General features: G+C 73.3%; 14 protein-coding genes. 7 read left to right on the forward strand and 7 right to left on the reverse strand.

Annotated features, from left to right (window positions below):
• The 3 genes from DY218_RS02335 to DY218_RS02345 form a co-directional block, all read left to right on the forward strand.
• Window positions 1–1,084: PP2C family protein-serine/threonine phosphatase (locus DY218_RS02335; RefSeq protein ID WP_147336115.1), on the forward strand; the 1,084-nt coding region annotated here is incomplete at its 5' end.
• 206 nt (window positions 1,085–1,290) lie between these two features.
• Window positions 1,291–2,628, forward strand: a complete 1,338-nt coding sequence (locus DY218_RS02340; RefSeq protein ID WP_128554189.1) for a vWA domain-containing protein — start codon at window positions 1,291–1,293, stop codon at window positions 2,626–2,628.
• Window positions 2,629–2,688: 60 nt separating this feature from the next.
• Complete coding sequence (locus tag DY218_RS02345) at window positions 2,689–3,966, forward strand: FHA domain-containing protein (RefSeq protein ID WP_128554190.1); 1,278 nt, start codon at window positions 2,689–2,691, stop codon at window positions 3,964–3,966.
• 89 nt (window positions 3,967–4,055) lie between these two features.
• Here the strand turns inward: DY218_RS02345 and DY218_RS02350 are convergent, their stop codons facing one another.
• Window positions 4,056–5,078, reverse strand: a complete 1,023-nt coding sequence (locus DY218_RS02350) for a methyltransferase domain-containing protein (protein ID WP_128554191.1) — start codon at window positions 5,076–5,078, stop codon at window positions 4,056–4,058.
• A 218-nt stretch (window positions 5,079–5,296) separates the two neighbouring features.
• Here DY218_RS02350 and DY218_RS02355 point away from each other — a divergent pair, with 218 nt between their 5' ends.
• From DY218_RS02355 to DY218_RS02370, 4 genes are all read left to right on the forward strand, one after another.
• Entirely contained in the window at window positions 5,297–5,701 is a 405-nt protein-coding gene (locus tag DY218_RS02355) for a globin (RefSeq protein ID WP_128554192.1), read from the forward strand.
• Between the two features lie 151 nt (window positions 5,702–5,852).
• Window positions 5,853–9,137, forward strand: coding sequence for an FtsX-like permease family protein (locus DY218_RS02360; protein ID WP_233521310.1), 3,285 nt, complete (start codon window positions 5,853–5,855; stop codon window positions 9,135–9,137).
• A gap of 1 nt (window position 9,138) precedes the next feature.
• Complete coding sequence (locus DY218_RS02365) at window positions 9,139–11,868, forward strand: ABC transporter permease (RefSeq protein ID WP_128554193.1); 2,730 nt, start codon at window positions 9,139–9,141, stop codon at window positions 11,866–11,868.
• 76 nt (window positions 11,869–11,944) lie between these two features.
• Window positions 11,945–12,973 (forward strand): ABC transporter ATP-binding protein, encoded by a 1,029-nt coding sequence (locus DY218_RS02370; protein ID WP_233521311.1) that lies wholly within the window; start codon window positions 11,945–11,947, stop codon window positions 12,971–12,973.
• 111 nt (window positions 12,974–13,084) lie between these two features.
• On the opposite strand, the gene DY218_RS02375 is transcribed toward DY218_RS02370, so the two are convergent.
• The 6 genes from DY218_RS02375 to DY218_RS02400 form a co-directional block, all read right to left on the reverse strand.
• Window positions 13,085–13,813: a hypothetical protein gene (locus DY218_RS02375; RefSeq protein WP_128554195.1), complete on the reverse strand. Its 729-nt coding sequence runs from the start codon at window positions 13,811–13,813 to the stop codon at window positions 13,085–13,087.
• Complete coding sequence (locus DY218_RS02380) at window positions 13,810–14,211, reverse strand: acyl-CoA thioesterase (RefSeq protein ID WP_128554212.1); 402 nt, start codon at window positions 14,209–14,211, stop codon at window positions 13,810–13,812. The genes DY218_RS02375 and DY218_RS02380 overlap by 4 nt, the downstream gene beginning before the upstream one ends.
• Window positions 14,212–14,252: 41 nt before the next feature.
• The gene (gene ettA / locus DY218_RS02385; protein WP_128554196.1) at window positions 14,253–15,917 is read right to left on the reverse strand and encodes an energy-dependent translational throttle protein EttA; all 1,665 of its coding nucleotides are present in this window, start codon (window positions 15,915–15,917) and stop codon (window positions 14,253–14,255) included.
• A 341-nt stretch (window positions 15,918–16,258) separates the two neighbouring features.
• A complete protein-coding gene (locus DY218_RS02390; RefSeq protein ID WP_199566594.1) occupies window positions 16,259–17,740 on the reverse strand; it encodes an LAETG motif-containing sortase-dependent surface protein in 1,482 nt (493 codons plus the stop codon).
• A 255-nt stretch (window positions 17,741–17,995) separates the two neighbouring features.
• A complete protein-coding gene (locus DY218_RS34415; RefSeq protein ID WP_199566595.1) occupies window positions 17,996–18,619 on the reverse strand; it encodes a single-stranded DNA-binding protein in 624 nt (207 codons plus the stop codon).
• Between the two features lie 148 nt (window positions 18,620–18,767).
• Complete coding sequence (locus tag DY218_RS02400; RefSeq protein ID WP_325051956.1) at window positions 18,768–20,768, reverse strand: YfjP family GTPase; 2,001 nt, start codon at window positions 20,766–20,768, stop codon at window positions 18,768–18,770.
• Between the last annotated feature and the right edge of the window lie 4 nt (window positions 20,769–20,772).

Below are 20,772 nucleotides of genomic sequence, written 5' to 3' on the forward strand. Positions count from 1 at the left end.
GGCCGGCACCGAGCTGCCCGCCGCAGCCCGCTCGGCGGGCCGCCGGCCTGCCGCCGCGCCGGACGGGCCCGACGGACCGGCCGGCTCTGCCGACCAGGAGTCCGGGGAGTACCCGCTGCCTGCGCCCGACCCGCGCGCCGTGGCCCCGGATCCGGCCGCCTCCGGGCAGAAGCGCTGTGTGGCCTGCCGCACCGGCACGGTGGACGACGACGGCTACTGCGAGCACTGCGGGCACGCCCAGCCGCGGGAACGCGACCACATGGAGCAGGAGTTGGGCGCGGTCGCCGCGGTCAGCGACCGGGGGCTGCGCCACCATCGCAACGAGGACGCGTTCGCCGTGTCCTCGGCGGCGCTGCCGGACGGCTCACCGGCGGTCGTGGCGATCGTCTGCGACGGGGTCTCGTCCTCGACCCGGCCCGACGAGGCGTCGCTCGCGGCCTCCCAGGCGGCCAACGAGTCGCTGCTAGCGGCCCTGCCACGCGGCACCCACCCGCAGCAGGCCATGCATGACGCGATCGTCGCGGCCGCCGAGGCGGTCACGGCGCTCGCCGACGATCCCGCGCACGCCCAGGAGCACGATCCACACCGGCAGAACGCCCCGGCCTGCACCATCGTCGGCGCGGTCGTCGCGGCCGGCCTGCTCATCGTCGGCTGGGTCGGCGACTCCCGGGCTTACTGGATCCCGGTGGACCGCTCGGGGCCCGCGGCCCGGCTCACCGAGGACGACTCGTGGGCCGCGCAGATGGTCGCGGCCGGTCTGATGGGCGAGCAGGAGGCGTACGCGGACGAGCGGGCGCACGCCATCACCGGCTGGCTCGGCGCGGACGCGTACGAACTGGAGCCGCACACCGCTTCCTTCAAACCGGACCGGCCGGGTGTAGTGGTGGTGTGCACGGACGGACTGTGGAACTACGCCGAGGCGGCGGACGAGTTGGCCGCCGCGACGCCCGCCGATGCCGCGGAGCGGCCGCTGCACAGCGCCCAGGTCCTGGTCGGTCACGCCCTCGACGGCGGGGGCCACGACAACGTAACAGTGGCGGTCCTGCCGTTCCCCGTGCATCCGGCGGGGGCAGGATCGGCCTGAGGCCCGGGGGGACAGGGGGACGGCTCAGGGGACCGGCCCAGGGGATCAGGGAGCAGGGGAACAGGGAGCAGGGGTACAGGAGAACGCCACCACAAGTCAGGAGCGCGGAGCAGATCCGCACCGAGTCACGTCATCAGGTAACCGCCGCCGTCCCGTGCGCGACGAACGCGCAGGGACAGGGGCGGAGTTGAGGGGGAGCAGGATCCATGGCCAACTTCTCGAAGTCCAACGTCCCGCAGTTCTCCGTCGAGGTGTACCAGAACGAGTATCTGCCCGAGGGCGGTCGCGAGGTCAGCGCGATCGTCACGGTCACCTCGACCGGCGGCGGCACGGTGGGCGGCACGGCAGCCCGTACGCTCGCCGCGGGCCAGGGCCCGGACGCGGCCGTGGCGATCATGGTCGACTGTTCGGGCTCGATGGACTATCCGCCGACCAAGATGCGCAACGCACGGGATGCGACGGCCGCCGCGATCGACACCCTGCGTGACGGGGTGCACTTCACGGTGATCGACGGCACCCATGTCGCCCGGGAGGTGTATCCGGGCGGCGGGCGGCTCGCGGTCGCGGACGACCGGACGCGGGCAGAGGCGAAGGACGCCCTACGGGCCCTGAAAGCGGGCGGCGGCACGGCCATCGGCACCTGGCTGCGGCTCGCGGACCGGCTGCTCGCCACCGCCGACGTATCGATCCGGCACGGCATCCTGCTCACCGACGGGCGCAACGAGCACGAGTCGCCCGAGGACCTGCGGGCCGCGCTCGACGCCTGCGCGGGCCGCTTCACCTGTGACGCCCGTGGTGTCGGCACCGACTGGGAAGTGAAAGAAGTCACAGCCATCGCCTCGGCGCTGCTCGGCACCGCCGACATCGTCGCGGACCCTGCCGGTCTCGCCGCGGACTTCACGCAGATGATGGAGAACGCGATGGGCAAGGAGGTCGCGGACGTCGCCCTGCGGCTGTGGACCCCGATGGGCTCGGAGATCAAGTTCGTCAAGCAAGTGGCGCCCACGGTAGAGGAGTTGACGGACCGCCGCACCGAGGCGGGGCCGCGTGCAGGCGACTATCCGACGGGCTCCTGGGGCGACGAGTCGCGCGACTACCACGTCTGTGTGACGGTGCCGGACGCGGAGATCGGCCAGGAGATGCTGGCCGCCCGGGTGTCCCTGGTGATCCCGCAGCCCGACGGCAGCTCGCACGCCCTGTCCCAGGGTCTGGTGCGTGCGGTGTGGACGGACGACATGGCGGCATCCACCTCGATCAATCCGCAGGTCGCGCACTACACGGGACAGGCGGAACTGGCGCAGGTCATCCAGCAGGGCCTCGATCTTCGCAAGTCCGGTGACGAGGACGGAGCGACCGCGAAGCTGGGCCGGGCCGTCCAACTGGCCAGCGCCTCCGGGAATGCGGACACTGCGAAATTGCTTGCGAAGGTGGTCGACGTCGTCGACGCGGCTGCAGGTACTGTGCGACTGAAGCCGAAGGTCGCGGAGGCCGACGAGATGACGCTCGAGACCCGGTCCACCAAGACGGTTCGGGTGAAGAAGTAGTACCGCGAGGTACCTGACAGCGGCCCGCCGGGCCGGAGAAGGAGAGGGGGAAGCGCCGACATGCCGACCTGCCCGAACGGACACCAGTCGGGTTCCGACGACTGGTGCGAGGTCTGCGGCCACCGCATGGCAGGTGCGCCCGCCGGTGCCGTGCCGCCACCTCCCCCACCGCCGCCTGCCGCCGGTTACGGCTACCCGCAGGGACCGCCCCCGCCGCCCGGTGGGTACGGCTACCCCCAGCAGGAGCCGCCCGCCCAGGCGGAGCTGTGCCCGCAGTGCCGTACCCCTCGCGAGGCGAACGCGCCGTTCTGCGAGGAGTGCCGCTGGAACTTCATCACCAACACCGCGACCTCGTACCAGCCGGCCGCTCCGCACGGGGGTGTGCCCGGCCTGAATCTGCCGCCCGGGTTCCAGGCGCAGCAGCCTCCCGGCGGCGGTCCGCAGGGTCCGGGTGGCGGCCCGCCGCAGCCCGGCGGCGGTCAGCCGGGTGGCCCGCAGGGCGGTGGCGGCGACTACACGAGCTCGCGGCCCTCGCAGATGAACCGTCCCGCGGAGCCGCTGCAGGGCGGCGGTCCCTCGGGGCCGCAGGGTCAGCCCGGTCACCCGGGGCAGCAGTCTCCGCCGCCGCAGGGCGGGTTCCCGCCGCCGGCCGGTCAGCCCGGGCCACCCGCACCGCCGCCCGGCTACCAGCAGCAGACGCCGCCCGCCCCGCCGGCGGGTGACGACGACTGGATGATCCAGCCGCCGTCCGCGCAGGCGGGTGCCCAGGCGCCCGCACCTGCGGCACCCGGCGGCGCCTTCCCCGACCCGCACGGGAACGGCAACGGGCAGAACGGCGGCTTCCCCGACCCCGGCGCCCCCAACAGCAGCTTCCCGGACGCCTCGCAGGGCTTCCCCGACACCGGCCACGGCTTCCCGAGCGCCCAGGCGCCCGCGACCTGGTCGGCGACGATCGGCCCGGACCGCGAGTACTTCATGGCGATGATGCACCGCAGCGGCCCGGAGGCCTCCGGGCTCAATCTGCCCGCGTACTCGCCGGAGCAGCAGCGGGTGCTGGAGGGGAACCAGATCACCATCGGCCGCCGCCGGCATTCGACGGGCGAGTCGCCCGACATCGATCTGTCGGTGCCGCCGGAGGACCCGGGCGTCTCGCACCAGCATGCCGTCCTGGTCCAGCAGCCGGACACCACCTGGGCCGTGGTCGACCAGAACTCGACCAACGGCACCACGGTCAACGGCGGCGAGGAGCCCATCCAGCCGTTCGTGCCCGTACCGCTGCAGGACGGCGACCGGGTGCATGTGGGCGCCTGGACGACGATCACCATCCGGCGCGGCTGACCGCCGCACACGGCCACGACCGAAGCCGCCCCCCCGGTTCTCCCGGGCGGGCGGCTTCGGTCGTGCCGGGGCCGTGCGGCGGCAGCGGCTCAGACCATCGGCCAGGTGTCGGGGCCTGCCGGATCGTCCAGCCAGGCCCGGGCGCGCCCGCCGGTCACCGTCACCCCGTAGCGCTCGCGGCCGGGCCGGTCCCCGCGCCGCCACAGGGCCAGCGCCTCGTGCGGGTCGAGGCCGTCACCGGCGAGGGCGAGCAGGAAGCGGAACGAGTCCTCGCGCAGGGCCCGCCGCGGCAGTCCGTCGTACTCGCGGGGCTGTTCCGCGGCGCGGGAGCTGCCGCCCCGCAGCGGTACGAAGTACGCGGGGGTGTGCAGGAAGCGGCCCTCGGCGTGCTCCGGGTCGTGGACGGTGAGCAGCAGCAGGCCGGTCGCGAGCGGAGCCAGGATGCGCGCGCCCGGCCGGCACTGGGCGAGCCAGTCCGGCGGGATTCCGGGCAGCGCACAGGTCGCGATGATGCGGTCGTACGGGGCGCGGGCGGGGCAGCCGCGGGCGCCGTCGCCGGTGACGACGGCCGGGTGCCGGCCGGCCGCGGCGAGGTGCCGGCGGGCTGCCTCGGTGATCTCCGGATCCAGGTCGACGGTCGTGACGTGCGGGTCGCCGAGGCGGTGCGCGAGCAGCGCCGCGTCGTAGCCGGGGCCGGCGCCGATCTCCAGGACGTCGAGCACGCCCTCGCCGCCCCGCACGTCGAGGGCGACGAGCATCCGGGCCATCAGGGAGGGCTGGCTGCTGGACGAGAGCAGCTCCCCGTCGCGCACCCGGGTCGCCAGCGGGGCGTCCGCGTAGACGCCGCGCAGCCAGCGGTCACGGCGTACGGGATCGGGGTCCTCGTCCCACAGCCGCTCGTAGCCGCCTGCCGAGCCCACGTAGTAGTACGGCACGAACAGCTCCCGCGGGACCGTCGCGAACGCCTCCCGCCACCCGGGATCGCCGTCGAACGCTCCGTCGTCCTCCATCGCCCGCACCAGGGCCGCCCGATACGCCGCGGCGACCGCGTCCCCACCGGTCTCCGCGGGACCGCGGCCGTCCGGTTCCGGCACGGGTTCCGGCGCATCCATGTCTCCACTGTCCTGCGCGACGGCGCGAGAGGCGAGAGCGGGACCGGCACCGGCACCGGCACCGGGCGGCCCTGTCCCGGACCTAGGTCATCCGTACTCGGCCGGGGCGTCTGCGACGATGGAAGGTGCGGCATCTGAGGATGCGGCACCCCGGGGGTGGTCCCCGGACGCCCCGGCGACCTGCCCGGGCGGCCCGAGCGACTGTGAGGCCATGACACGTGACTGAGATTCCGCACGGCACGCTCCAGGAGCAGTCCTTCTACGAGCAGGTCGGCGGCGAGGACACCTTCCGGCGACTGGTCCGCCGGTTCTACGAGGGTGTCGCCGAGGATCCGCTGCTGCGGCCGATGTACCCGGAGGAGGATCTGGGTCCGGCGGAGGAGCGGCTCGCGCTCTTCCTGATGCAGTACTGGGGCGGCCCGCGCACCTACAGCGACGAGCGGGGGCACCCGAGGCTGCGGATGCGGCACGCCCCGTTCGCCGTCGACCGGGCCGCGCACGACGCCTGGCTGAAGCACATGCGGGTGGCCGTCGACGAGCTCGGCCTGTCCGAGGAGCACGAGCGGACCCTGTGGAACTACCTCACCTATGCGGCGGCGTCGATGGTGAACACCGCGGACTGACGACCGCCTCCCGCCCACATACCGGCCTCCGCTGCCCGTATTCCGGTCACAGTCGGGCAATTTCTGCCCACTGACCGTTTCCCCCGGTGCCCGACGTCTGTAAGCATCCCGCTGACAGGGGACCGGGGGACGCGGGGGAACAGGGGATCGGGTGACGGGCTTCGGCTTCATTTTTCTGCGCGCACGCGCTCATCGACTGCTGCTCGCGGCGGCGCTGCTCGCGGTCCTCCTGACCACCTCGGTGCTGGCCACGCTCGCCGCGTTCTCCGGAGCGATCGGCGACGCCGCGCTGCGGCACTCGCTCACCACCCGCTCCGCCGCGCCCGCCTCCCTGGTCGTCTCCGCGGACGTACCGGCGGACGGGCAGGACAAGGCCGAACGGGCCGTCGCCCGAGGGGCGTCACGCGCCTTCGACGGACTGCCCGTGAAGCTGCGCCCGCTGCAGCGCTCCGGCCCGTACGCACTCCCCCGGTCCGCGGTACGCGCCCCCGCCGCACCCGGCGGCGAACCGGACCTCACTCATCTCGCCGCCCTCGACCACTCCCGGATCCGGCTCGTCTCCGGCGAGCTGCCGCGCGCGACGAAGGACGGCCCGGTCCAGGTGGCGCTGCCCGAAGCGGCCGCCGCCCAGCTGAAGTTGCGCGCGGGCGGCGGTCCGGTGACGCTCACCGACCGGCTCGACGGGCCGAAGCTGCAGATCCGGGTGACCGGCGTGTACCGGCCCGCCGATCCCGACGACCCGTACTGGCAGTTGGACGAGCTGGGCGGGCGCGGGGTGCGGCGGCTCGACTTCACCACGTACGGCCCGCTGCTCACCGACCCGGCCTCGCTCGCCTCCGGCCGTACCAGCAGCGACGAAACCGCCTGGCTCGCCACGGCCGACTTCGGGGCGGTCACCACCGGCCGGATCGACGCGCTGCGCGAGGCGGCCGCGAGCGGCGCCGAACGCCTCGCCAAGGATCCGGCGCTCACGGGCGCCACCGCCGAGACGGCGCTGCCCGAGGTGCTCGACCGCGCCGAACGCGCCCTGTCGGTGTCCCGCTCGACGCTGCTCATCGTCGCCCTGCAACTGGTGCTGCTCGCCGGCTACGCACTGCTCCTGGTCGCCGGACTCCTCTCCAGCGAGCGCGGCGGCGAGACGGAGGTGCTGCTCGCCCGCGGCGGCTCCCGCAGGCGCATCGCGGCGCTCGCGGCGGCCGAGTCGCTACTGCTCGCCCTGCCCGCCGCGGCCCTGGCGCCGCTGCTCGCCGGGCCGCTGACCGAACTGCTCGCCGGCCAGGGCGCGTTGGCCCGGATCGGGCTGCGCATCGACGCCTCGGCGACCTGGTCGGTGTGGCTGGTGGGCGCGCTCGTCGCGCTCGGCTGCGCCCTCGCCGTGGTCGGCCCCGCACTGTCCGCCGCGGGTTCGCTGCGCCGGGCGGTACGGGCCAGAGCGCTGCCCGCCCCGCTGCGGGCCGGCGCGGACGCCGGGCTCCTGGTGATCGCCGCGGTGGCGTACTGGCAGTTGGACCGGCAGACGTCCGGCACGCCGGGAGACGCACCGTCGGGCGTCGATCCGCTGCTCGTCGCCGCACCCGCGCTGCTGCTGCTCGCCGGCACCGTGCTCACCCTGCGGCTGCTGCCGCCCGCCGCCCGGGTCGGTGAACGCCGGGCCGCCAAGGGCCGCGGGCTGCCCGCCGCGCTGGCCGCCTGGCAGCTCAGCCGGCGCCCCCTGCGCGGCGCCGGTCCCGTACTGCTGCTCGTCCTGGCCGTGGCGATGGGCATGCTGGCGATCGGCCAGGGCGCCTCCTGGGACCGTTCGCAGGAGGACCAGGCGGACTTCCGGGCCGGCACCCAGGTCCGCGTACTGAGCAGCCGTGCCGCGCAGTTGGAGCAGGGCGGGATCTACGGATCCGCCGACGGGGTGCGCTCGGCCGCGCCCGGCGCCCGCTCCTCGATGGAACTGTCGGACAACCGCTCCGCGACCGTACTCGCCCTGGACACCCGTGGCGCCGCCGCCGGCATGCTCATCCGGGACGACCTGGCGAGCCCCGGCGAACTCGCCGGCGCGCTGGCCGGCAAGCGCACCCGCGAGTCCGGCATCGCGCTGCCCGACGGCACCCGGCGGCTCGAGTTCGACGCCCGCAGCACCGTCACGAGCAAGGGCCGGGGGCGCACCGGGGACGCCACCCTGACCGCGTCCGTCGAGGACCGCTACGGCAGCACCCACCAGCTGCGGCTCGGCGATCTCCCGGTCGACGGCCGCACCCACACCCTGTCCGTCGACATCGGCTCGGGCCAGGTGCCCGACCGGCTGCGCCTCACCGGCATCGATGTCTCGCTGTATCTGCCGCACGGACCCAGCGAGAAGCACCGGTTCACGGTCTCCGCGCTGCGGGCCGCGCCCGGACCCGGCAAGGCCGCCGAAGAAGTGGCACCGCCCGGGGACTTCGCCTGGAAGTCCTCCGCCGTCACCGGCTCCAACGCGGCCGGGGCGGCGCAGCGCGCCCGCACCACCCTGGACACGGCCACCGGCCCGGACCGCCTCGCCTCGGTCACGTACACCACCGGTTCGGTACGGCCCGAGGACCCCAGCTGGGACGTGCCGCGCCGGCAGGTGCACATCGGCGCCGCACGGGACGCGGTGAAGCAGCCGGCCGCGGTCGCCACCACCCGCTTCCTGGAGTCGAGCGGCGCCGAGGTCGGCGCCACCGTCGAGGTGCCGCTGGGCAGCCGTACCGTACCCGCCAAGGTCGTCGAGGCCGTGGACAGCCTGCCGACCATGACCGCGGGCGGCGGGGCCGGCGGCACGGGGGACGGCGGCGGACTGCTCCTCGACCTGCGCACCGTCAACGAATCCCTGGTGGCCAAGGGCGAGTTGGGCCTCGCCCCCACCGAGTGGTGGCTGCACACCAGCGCGGCCGACGCCGACCGGGTCGCCGCCGACCTGCGCAAACGCCCCGACACGGATCCCGAACAGGTCGTGGTCCGCTCCGAGATCGCCGACGAGCTGCGCGACGACCCGCTCGGCGCGGGGCCGCAGTCGGCGCTGCTCGCCGTCGCCGCGGCCGCGGCCGCGCTCGCCGCGGTCGGCTTCGCGGTCTCCGCCGCCGGGTCGCTGCGCGAACGGGCCGCGGAATTCGGGGTGTTGCGTGCCCTCGGTACCCCGCCGGGGCGCCTGGCCCGCCTGATCGCCGTCGAACAGGGCCTCCTGGTGTCCCTGGCCCTCCTCGTCGGCCTGGTCCTCGGCGCCCTGCTCACCCGGGCCGTCGTACCGCTGATCGTGCTCACCCCGGACGCCGCGCAGCCCGTGCCGTCCGTCCTGGTGGAGCTGCCCGTCGGACGGGTCCTGGCGCTCCTTGCGGGTGTCGCCGCGGTGCCGCTCCTGATCGTGGCCGCCCTGGCGCTGCGCCGCGGCGATCCGGCGGTCTCCCTGCGTCACGAAGGAGGCCGCTGACATGCGCCCGCGCACCGTCGCCCCATGGGTCCGCACCCGGCTGCGCGCCGCACCGCTGCCGGCGCTCGCGCTGTTCCTGCTCGTCCTCGTCACCGCGTTCCTCGCCGCGGCCTTCCCGCGCGGCACGGACAGCTACGAGAGCGCCGCCCTGCGGGACACGCTGGACTCGGCGGGAGCACCGCGCACCACCCTGGAGGTGTCCACCGACGCCGCCAGCACCCAGTTCCCACGCGAACGGCGCGAACGGGACCTGCAGCCCGGGTCGTTGCGGGATCGCGCACCGAAGATCGCGGCGACCGTCCCCGCGCCGATCACGGTGGACCGCGAGCAGACCGCGTACGGCGCCGAGACGTTCCGCCCCAAGGAGTCCCCGGACAAGGAGCTGCCGCGCCCCGAGGGCCTCGCGCCCCGCTTCACCGTCGCCGCGCAGCACGGGGTCGGCGAGCACAGCAAGCTGCGCGACGGCCGGCTCCCGAAGGGCGACGGCGTCACCTCACGCAGCGACCGCGTCGAGGCGGCGGTCACCACGGACACCGCGAAGACCCTGAAACTGCAGGTCGGTTCGGTGGTGCAGCTGCCGGACCTGCGGGCCGAACAGGTCGCCTTCGAGATCACCGGCATCGTGGAACCCCAGCGCCCGAAGGGCAGTTGGTGGTCGTACGAGCCGGTGCTCGCCACCCCGGAATTCACCGCCGAACCGGGCGGCTCACCGCCCCTGCACTACTGGCACTCCGCGCTCCTCATCGCACCCGAGGCCGGCCCCGTGCTCGCCCGTATCGACCAGACGCCTCAGCTGTACTGGCGCCTTCCGCCCCGCACCGGTGCACTGACCGCACAGGACGAGCCCGCGCTGCGCTCCCGCATCGCCTCGCTCGAGCACGGGCCGCTGCTCGCCGAGCTGCGCTCGGTCGTCGACGACAGTGCGCGGCTCAGCTCCGACATCGACCAGAGCCTGGCCGAGTTCCGGGACCGGCGCGGCGCCGTGTCGCCGATCGTCGCCGTCGCGGTCTTCGGCATCGGCACCGTCGCGTTCGTCGTACTCCTGATGACCGCCGAACTCGCGGCCGCCCGGCGCGACGGCGAACTCGCCCTGCTCCGCGCCCGCGGCGGCTCACTGCGCGGCATCGCCGGGCGACTCGGCGCGGAGACCGCGGTGGTCGTGCTGCCGGCGGCGGCCGCCGGATGGGGGCTCGCCCTCGCCGCGGTGCCCGAGGGCCGCACCGGGCCGAGCGTGCTCGGCGCGGCCGCGGTCGCACTGTGTGCGGTACTCGCGCTGCCGGTGCGGACCGTGGCCGCACACCGGCGGCCGCGGATCCATCAGGACCGGCCCGACCTGGTCACCGCGCGGCCGTCCCGGCGGCGCACGGTCGCCGAGCTGACGCTGCTCGTGATCGCCGGCTTCGCGGTGGTCGCCCTGCGGCAGCGCGGCACGGGTTCCGGGTCCGGTTCCACCGATCAGCTGGTGAGTGCCGCGCCGGTGCTGCTCGGAGTGATCGCCGCGCTGCTGCTCGTACGGCTCTATCCGCCGGCCCTGCGGTTTCTGGCCCGGCCCAGCGCACGGCGTCGCGGTCTGGTCGGATTCGTGGCGCTCGCCCGGGCCGGACGGGCCAGGGGCACCCAGGTACTGCCGCTGCTCGCGCTGCTCACCGCGCTCGCGACCGCGGCGTTCGGAGGCTCGGTGCTCGCCGGGGTGGCCGACGCACGGGACCGGGCGGCGCTGCTCTCCGTCGGCGCCGACGTCCGCGTCAGCGGGCCCGGCACACCCCTGCCGGGCGAACTGACCGCCGAAGTACGCAAGGTGACCGGCCTCGACGAGGTCTCCGCCGTCCACGTCGACCCGAATCTCGACCTCCCGGACGGGTCCGCCGCCACCCTGGTCGGGGTCGACCCGGACTCGTACGCCCGGATCAGCCGCGACGCCGGACTCGGCGGCTTCGCCGCGGACGACATCGCGGCACCCGGCTCGGGCGCCGTGCCGGCACTCGCCTCGCCCGGCGTGGCCAAGCGCCTCGGCTCGGGCAAGCACAGTTTCCGCATGCCCGCCGGGGAGTTCACCGCGCGGGTGGCGGGCGTACGCGACCGCACGCCGGCCGCACCCGAGGGCGAGTTCCTGATCGTCGACGGGCGGCGGCTGCCGGACTTCACCAACTCGGTGCTGCTGGCGAGCGGTTCGGGGATCGACACGGACGCCCTGCGCAGCGCGGTGCACACCGCCGACCCGAACAACGGCGTGGAAGTACGCGAGGAACAGCGCGCCCGGCTCTCCGACTCGCCCCTGCAGTCCGGCGCGGAACGCATGTACACGGCGGCCGTACTCGCCGGCGCCGGGTACGCCGTACTCGCCGTCCTCCTGTCCCTGCTGCAGGCCGCGCCCGAACGCACCGCACTGCTCGCCCGGCTGCGCACCATGGGCCTCGGCCGGCGGCAGGCCCGCGGGCTCCTGGTACTCGAATCGCTGCCGCAGTCGCTGCTCGCGGCCTGCGGCGGGGCCCTCGTCGGCTGGTCGGCGATCGCCCTGCTCTCCCCCGGCATCGACCTGGAACGCCTGGCCCTGACCGCCGCATCCGGCTTCGACGACCTCGCCACCGCCCAGCTCCGCACGGATCCCTGGTCCCTGCTCACCCCGGCGGCCGCGGTCCTCTGCCTCGCCGTGGCGATCTCGCTGGCCCAGGCCTGGTGGACGGCACGCCGCACGGCGACCACGGAACTACGGGCGGGTGATGCCCGATGACGGCCACGGGCCCCGGAGGACGGCCGACGACCACCGCCTCGCACACATCGCACGCACCATCGCAGAGGGGTACGACGTGAAGAACCCGACGCCCGCGAACGCATCCGCCACCGCGAACGGCACCAGCACGGACGCCGGCACCGACAGCACGACCACCCTCGCCGATCTCGAACGACGGGCCACCGCGCACCGGGAACGCCCCGCATACGGCCGCGACGCGCTCATCTCCTGCGACCGCCTGGTCCGCATCTTCACCACCGACGGCGTCGAGGTCCAGGCCCTGCAGGGCCTCGATCTGCTGGTCGCCGAGGGCGAGTTGATGGCCCTGGTCGGCGCCTCCGGCAGCGGCAAGTCCACCCTGATGAACGTCCTCGCCGGACTTGACGTACCCACCGCGGGCCGTGCCTCCGTCGCGGGCCACGACCTGCTCGCCATGGGCGCGAAGGAACGCCTCCGCTATCGCCGCGAGGCGGTCGGTTTCGTCTGGCAGCAGACCGCCCGCAACCTGCTCCCGTATCTCACCGGCGTACAGAACGTCGCCCTGCCCATGCAGCTGCGCGGCACCCGCATGTCCCGCTCCGAACGCGGCACCCGCGCCGGGGAGTTGCTGGAACTCCTCGGCGTCGACGACTGCCGGGACCGCCGCCCGCACCAGATGTCCGGCGGCCAGCAGCAACGCGTCGCGATCGCCGTGGCTCTCGCCAACGAACCGGCCGTACTGCTCGCCGACGAACCCACCGGCGAACTGGACTCGGCCACCGCGAAGGACATCTTCGCCGCCTTCCGCACGGCGAACGAGGAACTCGGCACCACCATCGTGATCGTCACCCACGACCAGGCCGTCGCCGACCAGGTCCGCCGCACGGTCGCCATCCGCGACGGCCGCACCTCCACGGAGGTACTGCGCCGCACCCAGGTGGACGCCACCACCGGCGAGGAGTCGGTCGTGGCCCGCGAGTACGCCATGCTCGACCGCGCCGGCCGCCTCCAACTCCCCGCGGAATACACCGAAGCCCTCACCATGCGCGACCGAGTCCTCCTGGAACTCGAACAGGACCACATCGGCATCTGGCCGGACGACACCTCCAGCCCGTCCGGCGCTTGAGGACACCCCACCCGACCATCCCAGCCCGTCCGGCGCTTGAGGACCGGGGTCCGGGGCAGCGCCCCGGGGAAACGGTGAAAGGGCGGGTCTGGGGCAATCCCCTCCCGAGCCTCACACCTGAGGCATCACACCCAGTCCCGCGCCACCCCCGACGACCCGAACCACCACGGCCCCGTACGGCGTACGCAACCGCAACCACGCCCCGGCCGCCCAAAGACTCAACTCCCCGGAACGGAACCCGGCGGATTCAGCAGACGGAAGAAACCCCAACACCCGCGCCGCATGCGCGGCCCGCACGGGCAACTCCGTATCCCCCACAGGCCGAGACCACACCTCACGCCCGATCCGGTCCAACTCCCCCCGCGTCCGCTTGGCCGGATCCAACTCCTCCACCCGCCCCCGAAACTCGGAGACCGCGGCCCGAACCGCCCGCAACACCCCCACCGACGAAGGCAGCCCCGGCACCCGCTCCCAGCCCCCCTTGGGCGGCAGCACCCCGGCCCACGGCGGCCCCGTGACAGCGGACGGCACGGCCACCGCCGCCGCCCCCTCATCGACGCCTTCGAGCAACTCCCCCGCAGACACCGTCACATCAAGCTCACCCGAGCCACCCGGAGCACCCGGGCCACCCGAAACACCCGAACCCTCCGCGAGCCTCGCACTGCGCACCGCAAGCACCTCGAAGGACGCAGGCCGCCCGAACACGGCCAGCGCCCCACCCCCCGCCTGCAGGCGGACCACGGCCGCCTTGTCGTAGTGGATCAGCCGCGCCAGGAAGGCGGCGACATCCGCCGCCTCCCCCGCATCGGCGAACCGCACCCGCGGCGTCGAGGCCGTCATGCGGCAAGCGCCTCCGACGCCCCGTCGCCCGCGCCGTCGTCCAGATACTCCTGGAGGAACTTCCGCTCCTCCACACTGATCCGCCGCGGCGTCTGCGCCTCCAGATTGAACGGCACGACGATCGTCGAGGCCCGGACGTACACCTGGTCCGGGTCCTTGACCTCGTACGCGATCGTCAGCGAAGCCGCACCGATCTTGGTCACCCACGACTCGACGGTGACCGGCTCATGCCGGTGCACCAACGGCCGCACGTAGTCGATCTCGTGCCGCGCCACCACGGACCCGCCCGAGAACGACGGCGAACCGTCCCCCGGCGCGAGCCGGAACATGAAGTCGATACGGGCCTCCTCCAAGTACCGCAGGAAGACCACGTTGTTGACGTGCCCGAAGGCGTCCATGTCCGACCAGCGCAGGGGGCAGGAGTAGATGTGACGCACGCTCAGCCCCGGGTCAGCTTCTTGTAGGTGGCACGGTGCGGGCGCGCCGCGTCCGGTCCGAGCCGCTCGATCTTGTTCTTCTCGTACGACTCGAAGTTGCCCTCGAACCAGAACCACTTGGAGTCGCCCTCGTACGCCAGGATGTGCGTGGCGACGCGGTCCAGGAACCAGCGGTCGTGGGAGACGACCACCGCGGCACCCGGGAAGTCGAGCAGTGCGTTCTCCAGCGAGGACAGCGTCTCCACGTCGAGGTCGTTCGTCGGCTCGTCGAGGAGCAGCAGATTGCCGCCCTGCTTGAGGGTGAGCGCCAGGTTGAGGCGGTTGCGCTCACCGCCGGAGAGCACGCCGGCCGGCTTCTGCTGGTCCGGGCCCTTGAAGCCGAACGCGGAGACGTACGCCCGCGACGGCATTTCGACCTGGCCGACGTTGATGTAGTCCAGCTCGTCGGAGACGACGGCCCACAGCGTCTTCTTCGGGTCGATGTTCCCGCGGGACTGGTCGACGTAGGAGATCTTGACGGTGTCGCCGACCTTGATCTCGCCGGAGTCCGGCGTCTCGAAGCCCTGGATCATCTTGAACAGCGTGGTCTTGCCCGCGCCGTTCGGCCCGATGACGCCCACGATGCCGTTGCGCGGCAGGGTGAACGACAGGTCGTCGATGAGGAGCTTGTCGCCGAAGCCCTTGCTCAGGTTCTTGACCTCGACCACGACATTGCCCAGACGCGGGCCCGGCGGGATCTGGATCTCCTCGAAGTCCAGCTTCCGCATCTTGTCGGCCTCGGCCGCCATCTCCTCGTACCGCGCGAGGCGGGCCTTGGACTTGGCCTGCCGGCCCTTGGCGTTGGAGCGGACCCACTCCAGCTCTTCCTTGAGCCGCTTGGCACGCTTGGCGTCCTTCTGGCCCTCGACCTTGAGACGCGTCTGCTTGGTCTCCAGGTACGTGGAGTAGTTGCCCTCGTAGCCGATGGCGCGGCCGCGGTCGAGCTCGAGGATCCAGCCCGCCACATTGTCCAGGAAGTACCGGTCGTGGGTGATGGCGACGACGGTGCCCGCGTACTTGGCGAGATGGGCCTCGAGCCACTGCACGGACTCGGCGTCCAGGTGGTTGGTGGGCTCGTCGAGGAGCAGCAGGTCGGGCGCCTCGAGCAGCAGCTTGCACAGGGCGACGCGGCGCTTCTCACCACCGGAGAGGTTGACGACCGGCCAGTCTCCGGGCGGGCAGCCGAGCGCGTCCATGGCCTGCTCGAGCTGCGCGTCGAGGTCCCAGGCGTTGGCGTGGTCGAGCTCCTCCTGGAGCTTGCCCATCTCTTCCATGAGCTCGTCGGTGTAGTCGGTCGCCATCTGCTCGGCGATCTCGTTGAACCGGTCGAGCTTGCCCTTGGTCTCGGCGACGCCCTCCTGGACGTTCTCCAGGACCGTCTTCTCCTCGTTCAGCGGCGGCTCCTGCAGCAGGATGCCGACGCTGTATCCCGGGGCGAGGAACGCATCGCCGTTCGACGGCTGCTCGAGACCAGCCATGATCTTCAGCACCGTCGACTTACCGGCGCCGTTCGGGCCCACGACGCCGATCTTCGCGCCGGGCAGGAAGCTCAGCGTGACATCGTCAAGGATGACCTTGTCGCCGTGCGCCTTGCGCGTCTTGCGCATCGTGTAGATGTACTCAGCCAAGAGAAACCGTCCGGCAGTGAACTGACAGTGGACATGGTGCGACTCCGCCGTTGACCTGCGGACCCGCCGCCGCCCCGAGGGGCGGGCAGGTCCGCCGCGTCAGGGCAGATGAAACCATCTTGCCTGACGGCCGGCCCGCGAAGGAAACCAGTACCGCTCCGGGGGCCCCTCCCCCCACCCCCACCCCTCCCCCTCGGTGACTAGCAAGTCACCCTCTGCAATCAGTCGCGCAGCACACACCCTGCCCCGGCCACGCACACGCCGACTGGTCACACTCGCATCGACCGGCCACCCGTCGTCCGACCACACACGCGTCGCCCGCCACGAACCCGCCGACGAGCTCACTCACCCTCGTCCGGACCGCTCGACTCCTCCGTCGCCGTCGTCGTCCGTGCCGTCGCCCCGGCGCCCGTCTCCTCGGCCTGCTTGCGGCGCAGCAGGAAGACGACGGCGCCGCCCACCACGACCAGCGCCACGGCGATACCGCCGATCAACGGTGTCGCGTTCGACCCACCGGTCTCCGCCAGGTCCTCGTCCGCTCCGGACAGTGCCGTGCCGCCCGCCGATGCGGGGCTGGGTCCCGAGGCCGGTTCGATGGCCTCGGTGCCGATCCCGGAGACGGTCAGGCAGTCGAGTACGCCGGTGAAACGCTTCTCGAAGCCGTGCGGGCCGGTGACGGTGAAGTCGTATGCCTGGTCCTCCTGCAGCGGGACGGTGACCGTCTCCGTATCGCCTGCCTCGATCGTGTACGTGGTGTCCATCAGCCGGAAGGTGAACGCCTCGTCGCCCGGATTGCTCGCCGTGATGTCCACGCCGCCCGCGGCGCAGTTCTCGCGCGCGGTGAGGGCCGGTATCGCGCCCTTGTCCGCCCAGTTCGCGGTCGCCGCGGCGGACACCGTCGCCTCGCTGGCCCCGGCGAGTATCTGGGCCTGGCTGCGAGTGCCGGACGCGAAGGCCCGGCCGGCCGGGACTTTGGTGGTGGCCTGCACCTGGAGCGCCGCCGATCCGGCCGATGCTCCCTCGGGCACGTCGAAGTAGAGCTGCCCGCCGTCCTTTGCTGTGCTGACGGGCCTGCCCGCCTTGTCGACGATCTCGACGCCGTTGGCCGCAGCGTCCCCCGCGGGGGACACGTCGACGCTCGCGACGTCGGTGCGCACCGTCACCGGCCCGAGCCGCTCGCCGGGACGCCCCGATACGGCGGGCGGGTCGAGCGCCAGGGACGCCTCGGGCTCGGGCAGCTTGCGTGCCTTCTTCTCCAGGTAGTCGGCGAGCTTCTCGGCGTGCGGGTCGACGGCTTTGATATCGGCCTTGTCCGAGTAGCGCCAGATCGCCACCTGGGTGCCGGCAGCGGCGGCCTGCTCCGTCAGGGTGCCCGAGCCGGACTTCTCGGCCAGCGCCGTCAGGTCGTTGACCTGCGGGTAGGAGTTCCGCACGATCCAGCGAATCCTGCCCGCGTCCTCGTTGGCCCCGAGTGAGGTCCCGGACCAGGGCGTCTCCTGGTACTCGGCGTCCTTCTGCGTCGGGCTCTGCATGTCCACGCAGTACGTGCGCAGGGTGCCGCCCTCGTCCACGGCCATCTCGAACAGCCCGGCCGGCACCCGGCGTTCGGCCCCGCCCTCGGTGACCACCGCCTGGTCGTACGTCTTCAGGCCGACGAGTGTGGCCGTCGCTCCGCCCTGGCGCTGCGGCTCGCCGTCGGCCGCCGATGCTCCGGTCGCCGCCGGTAGCGCGAGCCCTGCGGCGAGCAGCGCCGTGACGGTCAGGCGAGCGGAGCGGCGTCCTCCCGCACGGATCGTACGGAGCGACGGAAGCGCGAAATACACAGAATTCCCCTCAAGGCAGGACCTGTTCACTTCGTTCACCTGGGGGCGTGGTCCCGCCGGCAGAATCAACTGGCCCGTGAGCTACGCCCGGCATCCTAAGGAGGTCCGACCTCTCCCGGCGCAGTCATCTCTTCCGACAACAGATCCGAATCGGAATCGTTATCGCTCAGCGTCACCACACCGTGGGAGAGTCGACAAATCCATCCCGCCGGCGGGGACTTGACCGCGGCCTCAGGCCGCACCCCGGCCCTGGTCTCACACCGGTACGTCGACCGCGCCACGACCTGCCGCCCGCGCACCCGCCGGCGCCGCGCCCGCCTCGTCGACTTCGAACAGCGCCTGCGGCAGCTCCTGCTCCCCTCCCTCCCCCGACGGCGGCACCGGCCGCAATCGCCCGGCGTCGGCCTGCCCGTCCGACTGCAGATCCGACCGCGGCCCGGCGAACACCGGATCGGACTCCGGGGCCGACGGCACATGCGGACCCACATGGCCCGCGCTGTCCGACATCACCGCCGGGCGCCCGCGCGGCGATCGGCGGAAGACAGCCGTACCGCGGGAGAGATCGTGGCCGACGGCGACCGCCTCGACATCGGCCGACATCCACCTCCGACCGTCCCGCTCCTCATGGCGTACCTTCAACCGCCCCTGCACGACGAGGGGTTCGCCCAGGGTCACCGATGCCACGACATTCGCCCCCAAGTTCCGCCAGGCCCACACCGTGAAGAAGTTGGTGTGGCCGTCCGCCCACACGCCGCGCTCGCGGTCCCAGCGGCGTGATGTCGCCGCGAGCCGGAAGCGGACCACGGACCCCGATCCGGTCTCGCGATACACCGGTGTCGTCGCCACATTCCCCATCAGGGTCACCAGCGTCTCGTTCATCTCGCCCTCCCCAACTGCCCGCGCTGCCGCGGGGCGCGCTCGCCCGCGCACGGGCTCGACAGGCGTACGGGCCCGTCCCGCACGGCTGCTGTCGTCGACTCGCGTCTCAGACTGCACCCGGCGGGACGAGCCCGCTGAAGGCTGTGGACTACCGGCCGGTTGTGGACAACTCGCTCACCCGGGCGGGTGAACGCCCCGGTCCCCGGCCCGATCCCGGCGCCCCGAGGCTCCCCAACATCCCGCCGTTTCCAGGGGATTCGCCCGGCCCCACGGCCCCGGTGACCCGTACGTACTGCTCACGGACCTCCCGGTACCGCAGCAGTTCGGCCGCCACCGGATCGAGCACCCTGGCCCGACCGCAGGACGCCGCCGCCTCACGCAGTTTGCGTTCCGCCTCGAGGCCGTAACGGCGGGCCGGTCCGCGTGCCGCCATCCGGCAGGACCATTCGACGCAGGGCCCGCCGACGATGCCGGCGATCATCAGCAGGACGGGCGGCCACAGATTCGGCTCCATGACCCCGACGATCTGGCCGACGAGCCAGCCGCCGCCCACGATCTGCACGAGCGTCATCATGGCCTGGAGCAGCACCGCGATCGGCCACCAGCCGGGCCGCGGCGGTTTGCGGGCCGGGGCTCCGGCGTCCCTGGCGAGTTCGTCGAGCGCCTCCGGCAGTCCGTGCGCGCCCTTCTCGGCCGCGTCCCGGACCGCCTGCCCCCAGGGCCCCGGCAGTCCGTCGGCGGCTTCGTTGCCGACGGTCCGTACGGCCTGCTCGACGCGCTGCCGGGCCGTCGCCTTCTCGTCCACGGGCGGCACGCTGCGGCGCACGGAGCGGGGCGAACGGCTGTCGTCGTACCAGCGCCAGAGTCGCAGCCACGGGGTCCCGCAGGCCTTGCCCGCGCTGCGCCGCCAGGCGCGCTCGGCGGCCGCGCCCGCGGCGGTGGCGCCGACCGCCTCCGCGAGCCGGTCGTTGAACTCCTCGCGCGCCCGCTCGCTGAGCCCGACCCGCCGTCCTGCCGCATACACGGGGCGCAGGCGTGCGGCCGCGGCGTCCAGGTCGGCGGAGATGCGGCGGGCGGCGGCGCCCCGTGCGGACACGAACTGCCCGAGTGCTTCGCGCAGTTCGCCGACTCCGTCGCCGGTGTAGGCGGACAGGGCCAGGACGGTGGCGCCGGGTTCGCCGTACTCGCCGAGTGCGATGCCGTCCTCGTCGAGGAGCCTGCGCAGATCGTCGAGCACCTGGTCGGCGGCGTCGCCGGGCAGCCGGTCGGTCTGGTTGAGGACGACGAAGGAGACCTCGGCGTGCCCGGCGAGCGGCCGCAGATAGCGCTCGTGGAGCATCGCGTCGGCGTATTTCTCGGGGTCGACCACCCAGATCACGGCGTCCACGAGGGTCAGGATGCGGTCGACGTGCTCGCGGTGCTCGGGTGCGGCGGAGTCGTGGTCCGGCAGGTCGACGAGGACGAGGCCTTGCAGATCGGTGTCGGCTCCGGCGCTCTGTACGGGCCTGCGGCGCAGCCGTCCGGGGATGCCGAGGCGGTCGAGCAGTCCGGCCGCGCCGTCCGTCCAGCTGCAGGCGAGTGGCGCCGCGGTGGTCGGGCGGCGTACTCCGGTGTCGGAGATGGTGACTCCGGCGAGGGCGTTGAAGAGGGTGGATTTGCCACTGCCGGTGGCACCCGCGACGGCCACGACGGTGTGCCGGTCGGAGAGTTCACGCCGGGCGGCAGCCTGGTCGAGTACGCGTCCCGCCTCCGCGAGGGTCGCCCCGTCGAGACGGGTGCGGGACAGGCCGACGAGTTCGCGCAGGGCGTCGAGGCGGGCGCGCAGGGATTCGTCGTATGTCATGGGTACGGCCGGCTGCCGGTCGTCGTCGCCGATGGGGTCCTGCTCCTCGTGGTCGCCGACGCGGCGGGCGATCAGGCCGTCGTCCCAGGAGCGCTCACCGCGGTCGGCGGACCGGCCTCCTCGGTGGGTCTGTCCGTCGCCGCGCTCGGCGGCCTGTTCGTGGTCGGTGTTCTCGCGGTTCACGCGCGCGTGGCGGCTGTGTGCCCGGGAGCGCTCCGCGTCCGGCCGTGCGGCGCCTTCGCGCGCGTCCGCCCGGGACGGCTCGGTGGGCTCCTGGCCTCCGGTGTGGTCGGTCACGGCCGTCACCGAG

The organism is Streptomyces triticagri (assembly GCF_003429565.1).
GTDB lineage: Bacteria > Actinomycetota > Actinomycetes > Streptomycetales > Streptomycetaceae > Streptomyces > Streptomyces triticagri.

Bases quoted from the DNA above. Each gene is read 5' to 3' on its own strand.
- DY218_RS02375 (WP_128554195.1), bottom strand. From the start codon at position 13,813: ATGACGGCCTCGACGCCGCGGGTGCGGTTCGCCGATGCGGGGGAGGCG.
- DY218_RS02340 (WP_128554189.1), top strand. From the start codon at position 1,291: ATGGCCAACTTCTCGAAGTCCAACGTCCCGCAGTTCTCCGTCGAGGTG.
- DY218_RS34415 (WP_199566595.1), bottom strand. From the start codon at position 18,619: ATGAACGAGACGCTGGTGACCCTGATGGGGAATGTGGCGACGACACCG.
- DY218_RS02345 (WP_128554190.1), top strand. From the start codon at position 2,689: ATGCCGACCTGCCCGAACGGACACCAGTCGGGTTCCGACGACTGGTGC.
- DY218_RS02350 (WP_128554191.1), bottom strand. From the start codon at position 5,078: ATGGATGCGCCGGAACCCGTGCCGGAACCGGACGGCCGCGGTCCCGCG.
- DY218_RS02365 (WP_128554193.1), top strand. From the start codon at position 9,139: ATGCGCCCGCGCACCGTCGCCCCATGGGTCCGCACCCGGCTGCGCGCC.
- DY218_RS02380 (WP_128554212.1), bottom strand. From the start codon at position 14,211: ATGGACGCCTTCGGGCACGTCAACAACGTGGTCTTCCTGCGGTACTTG.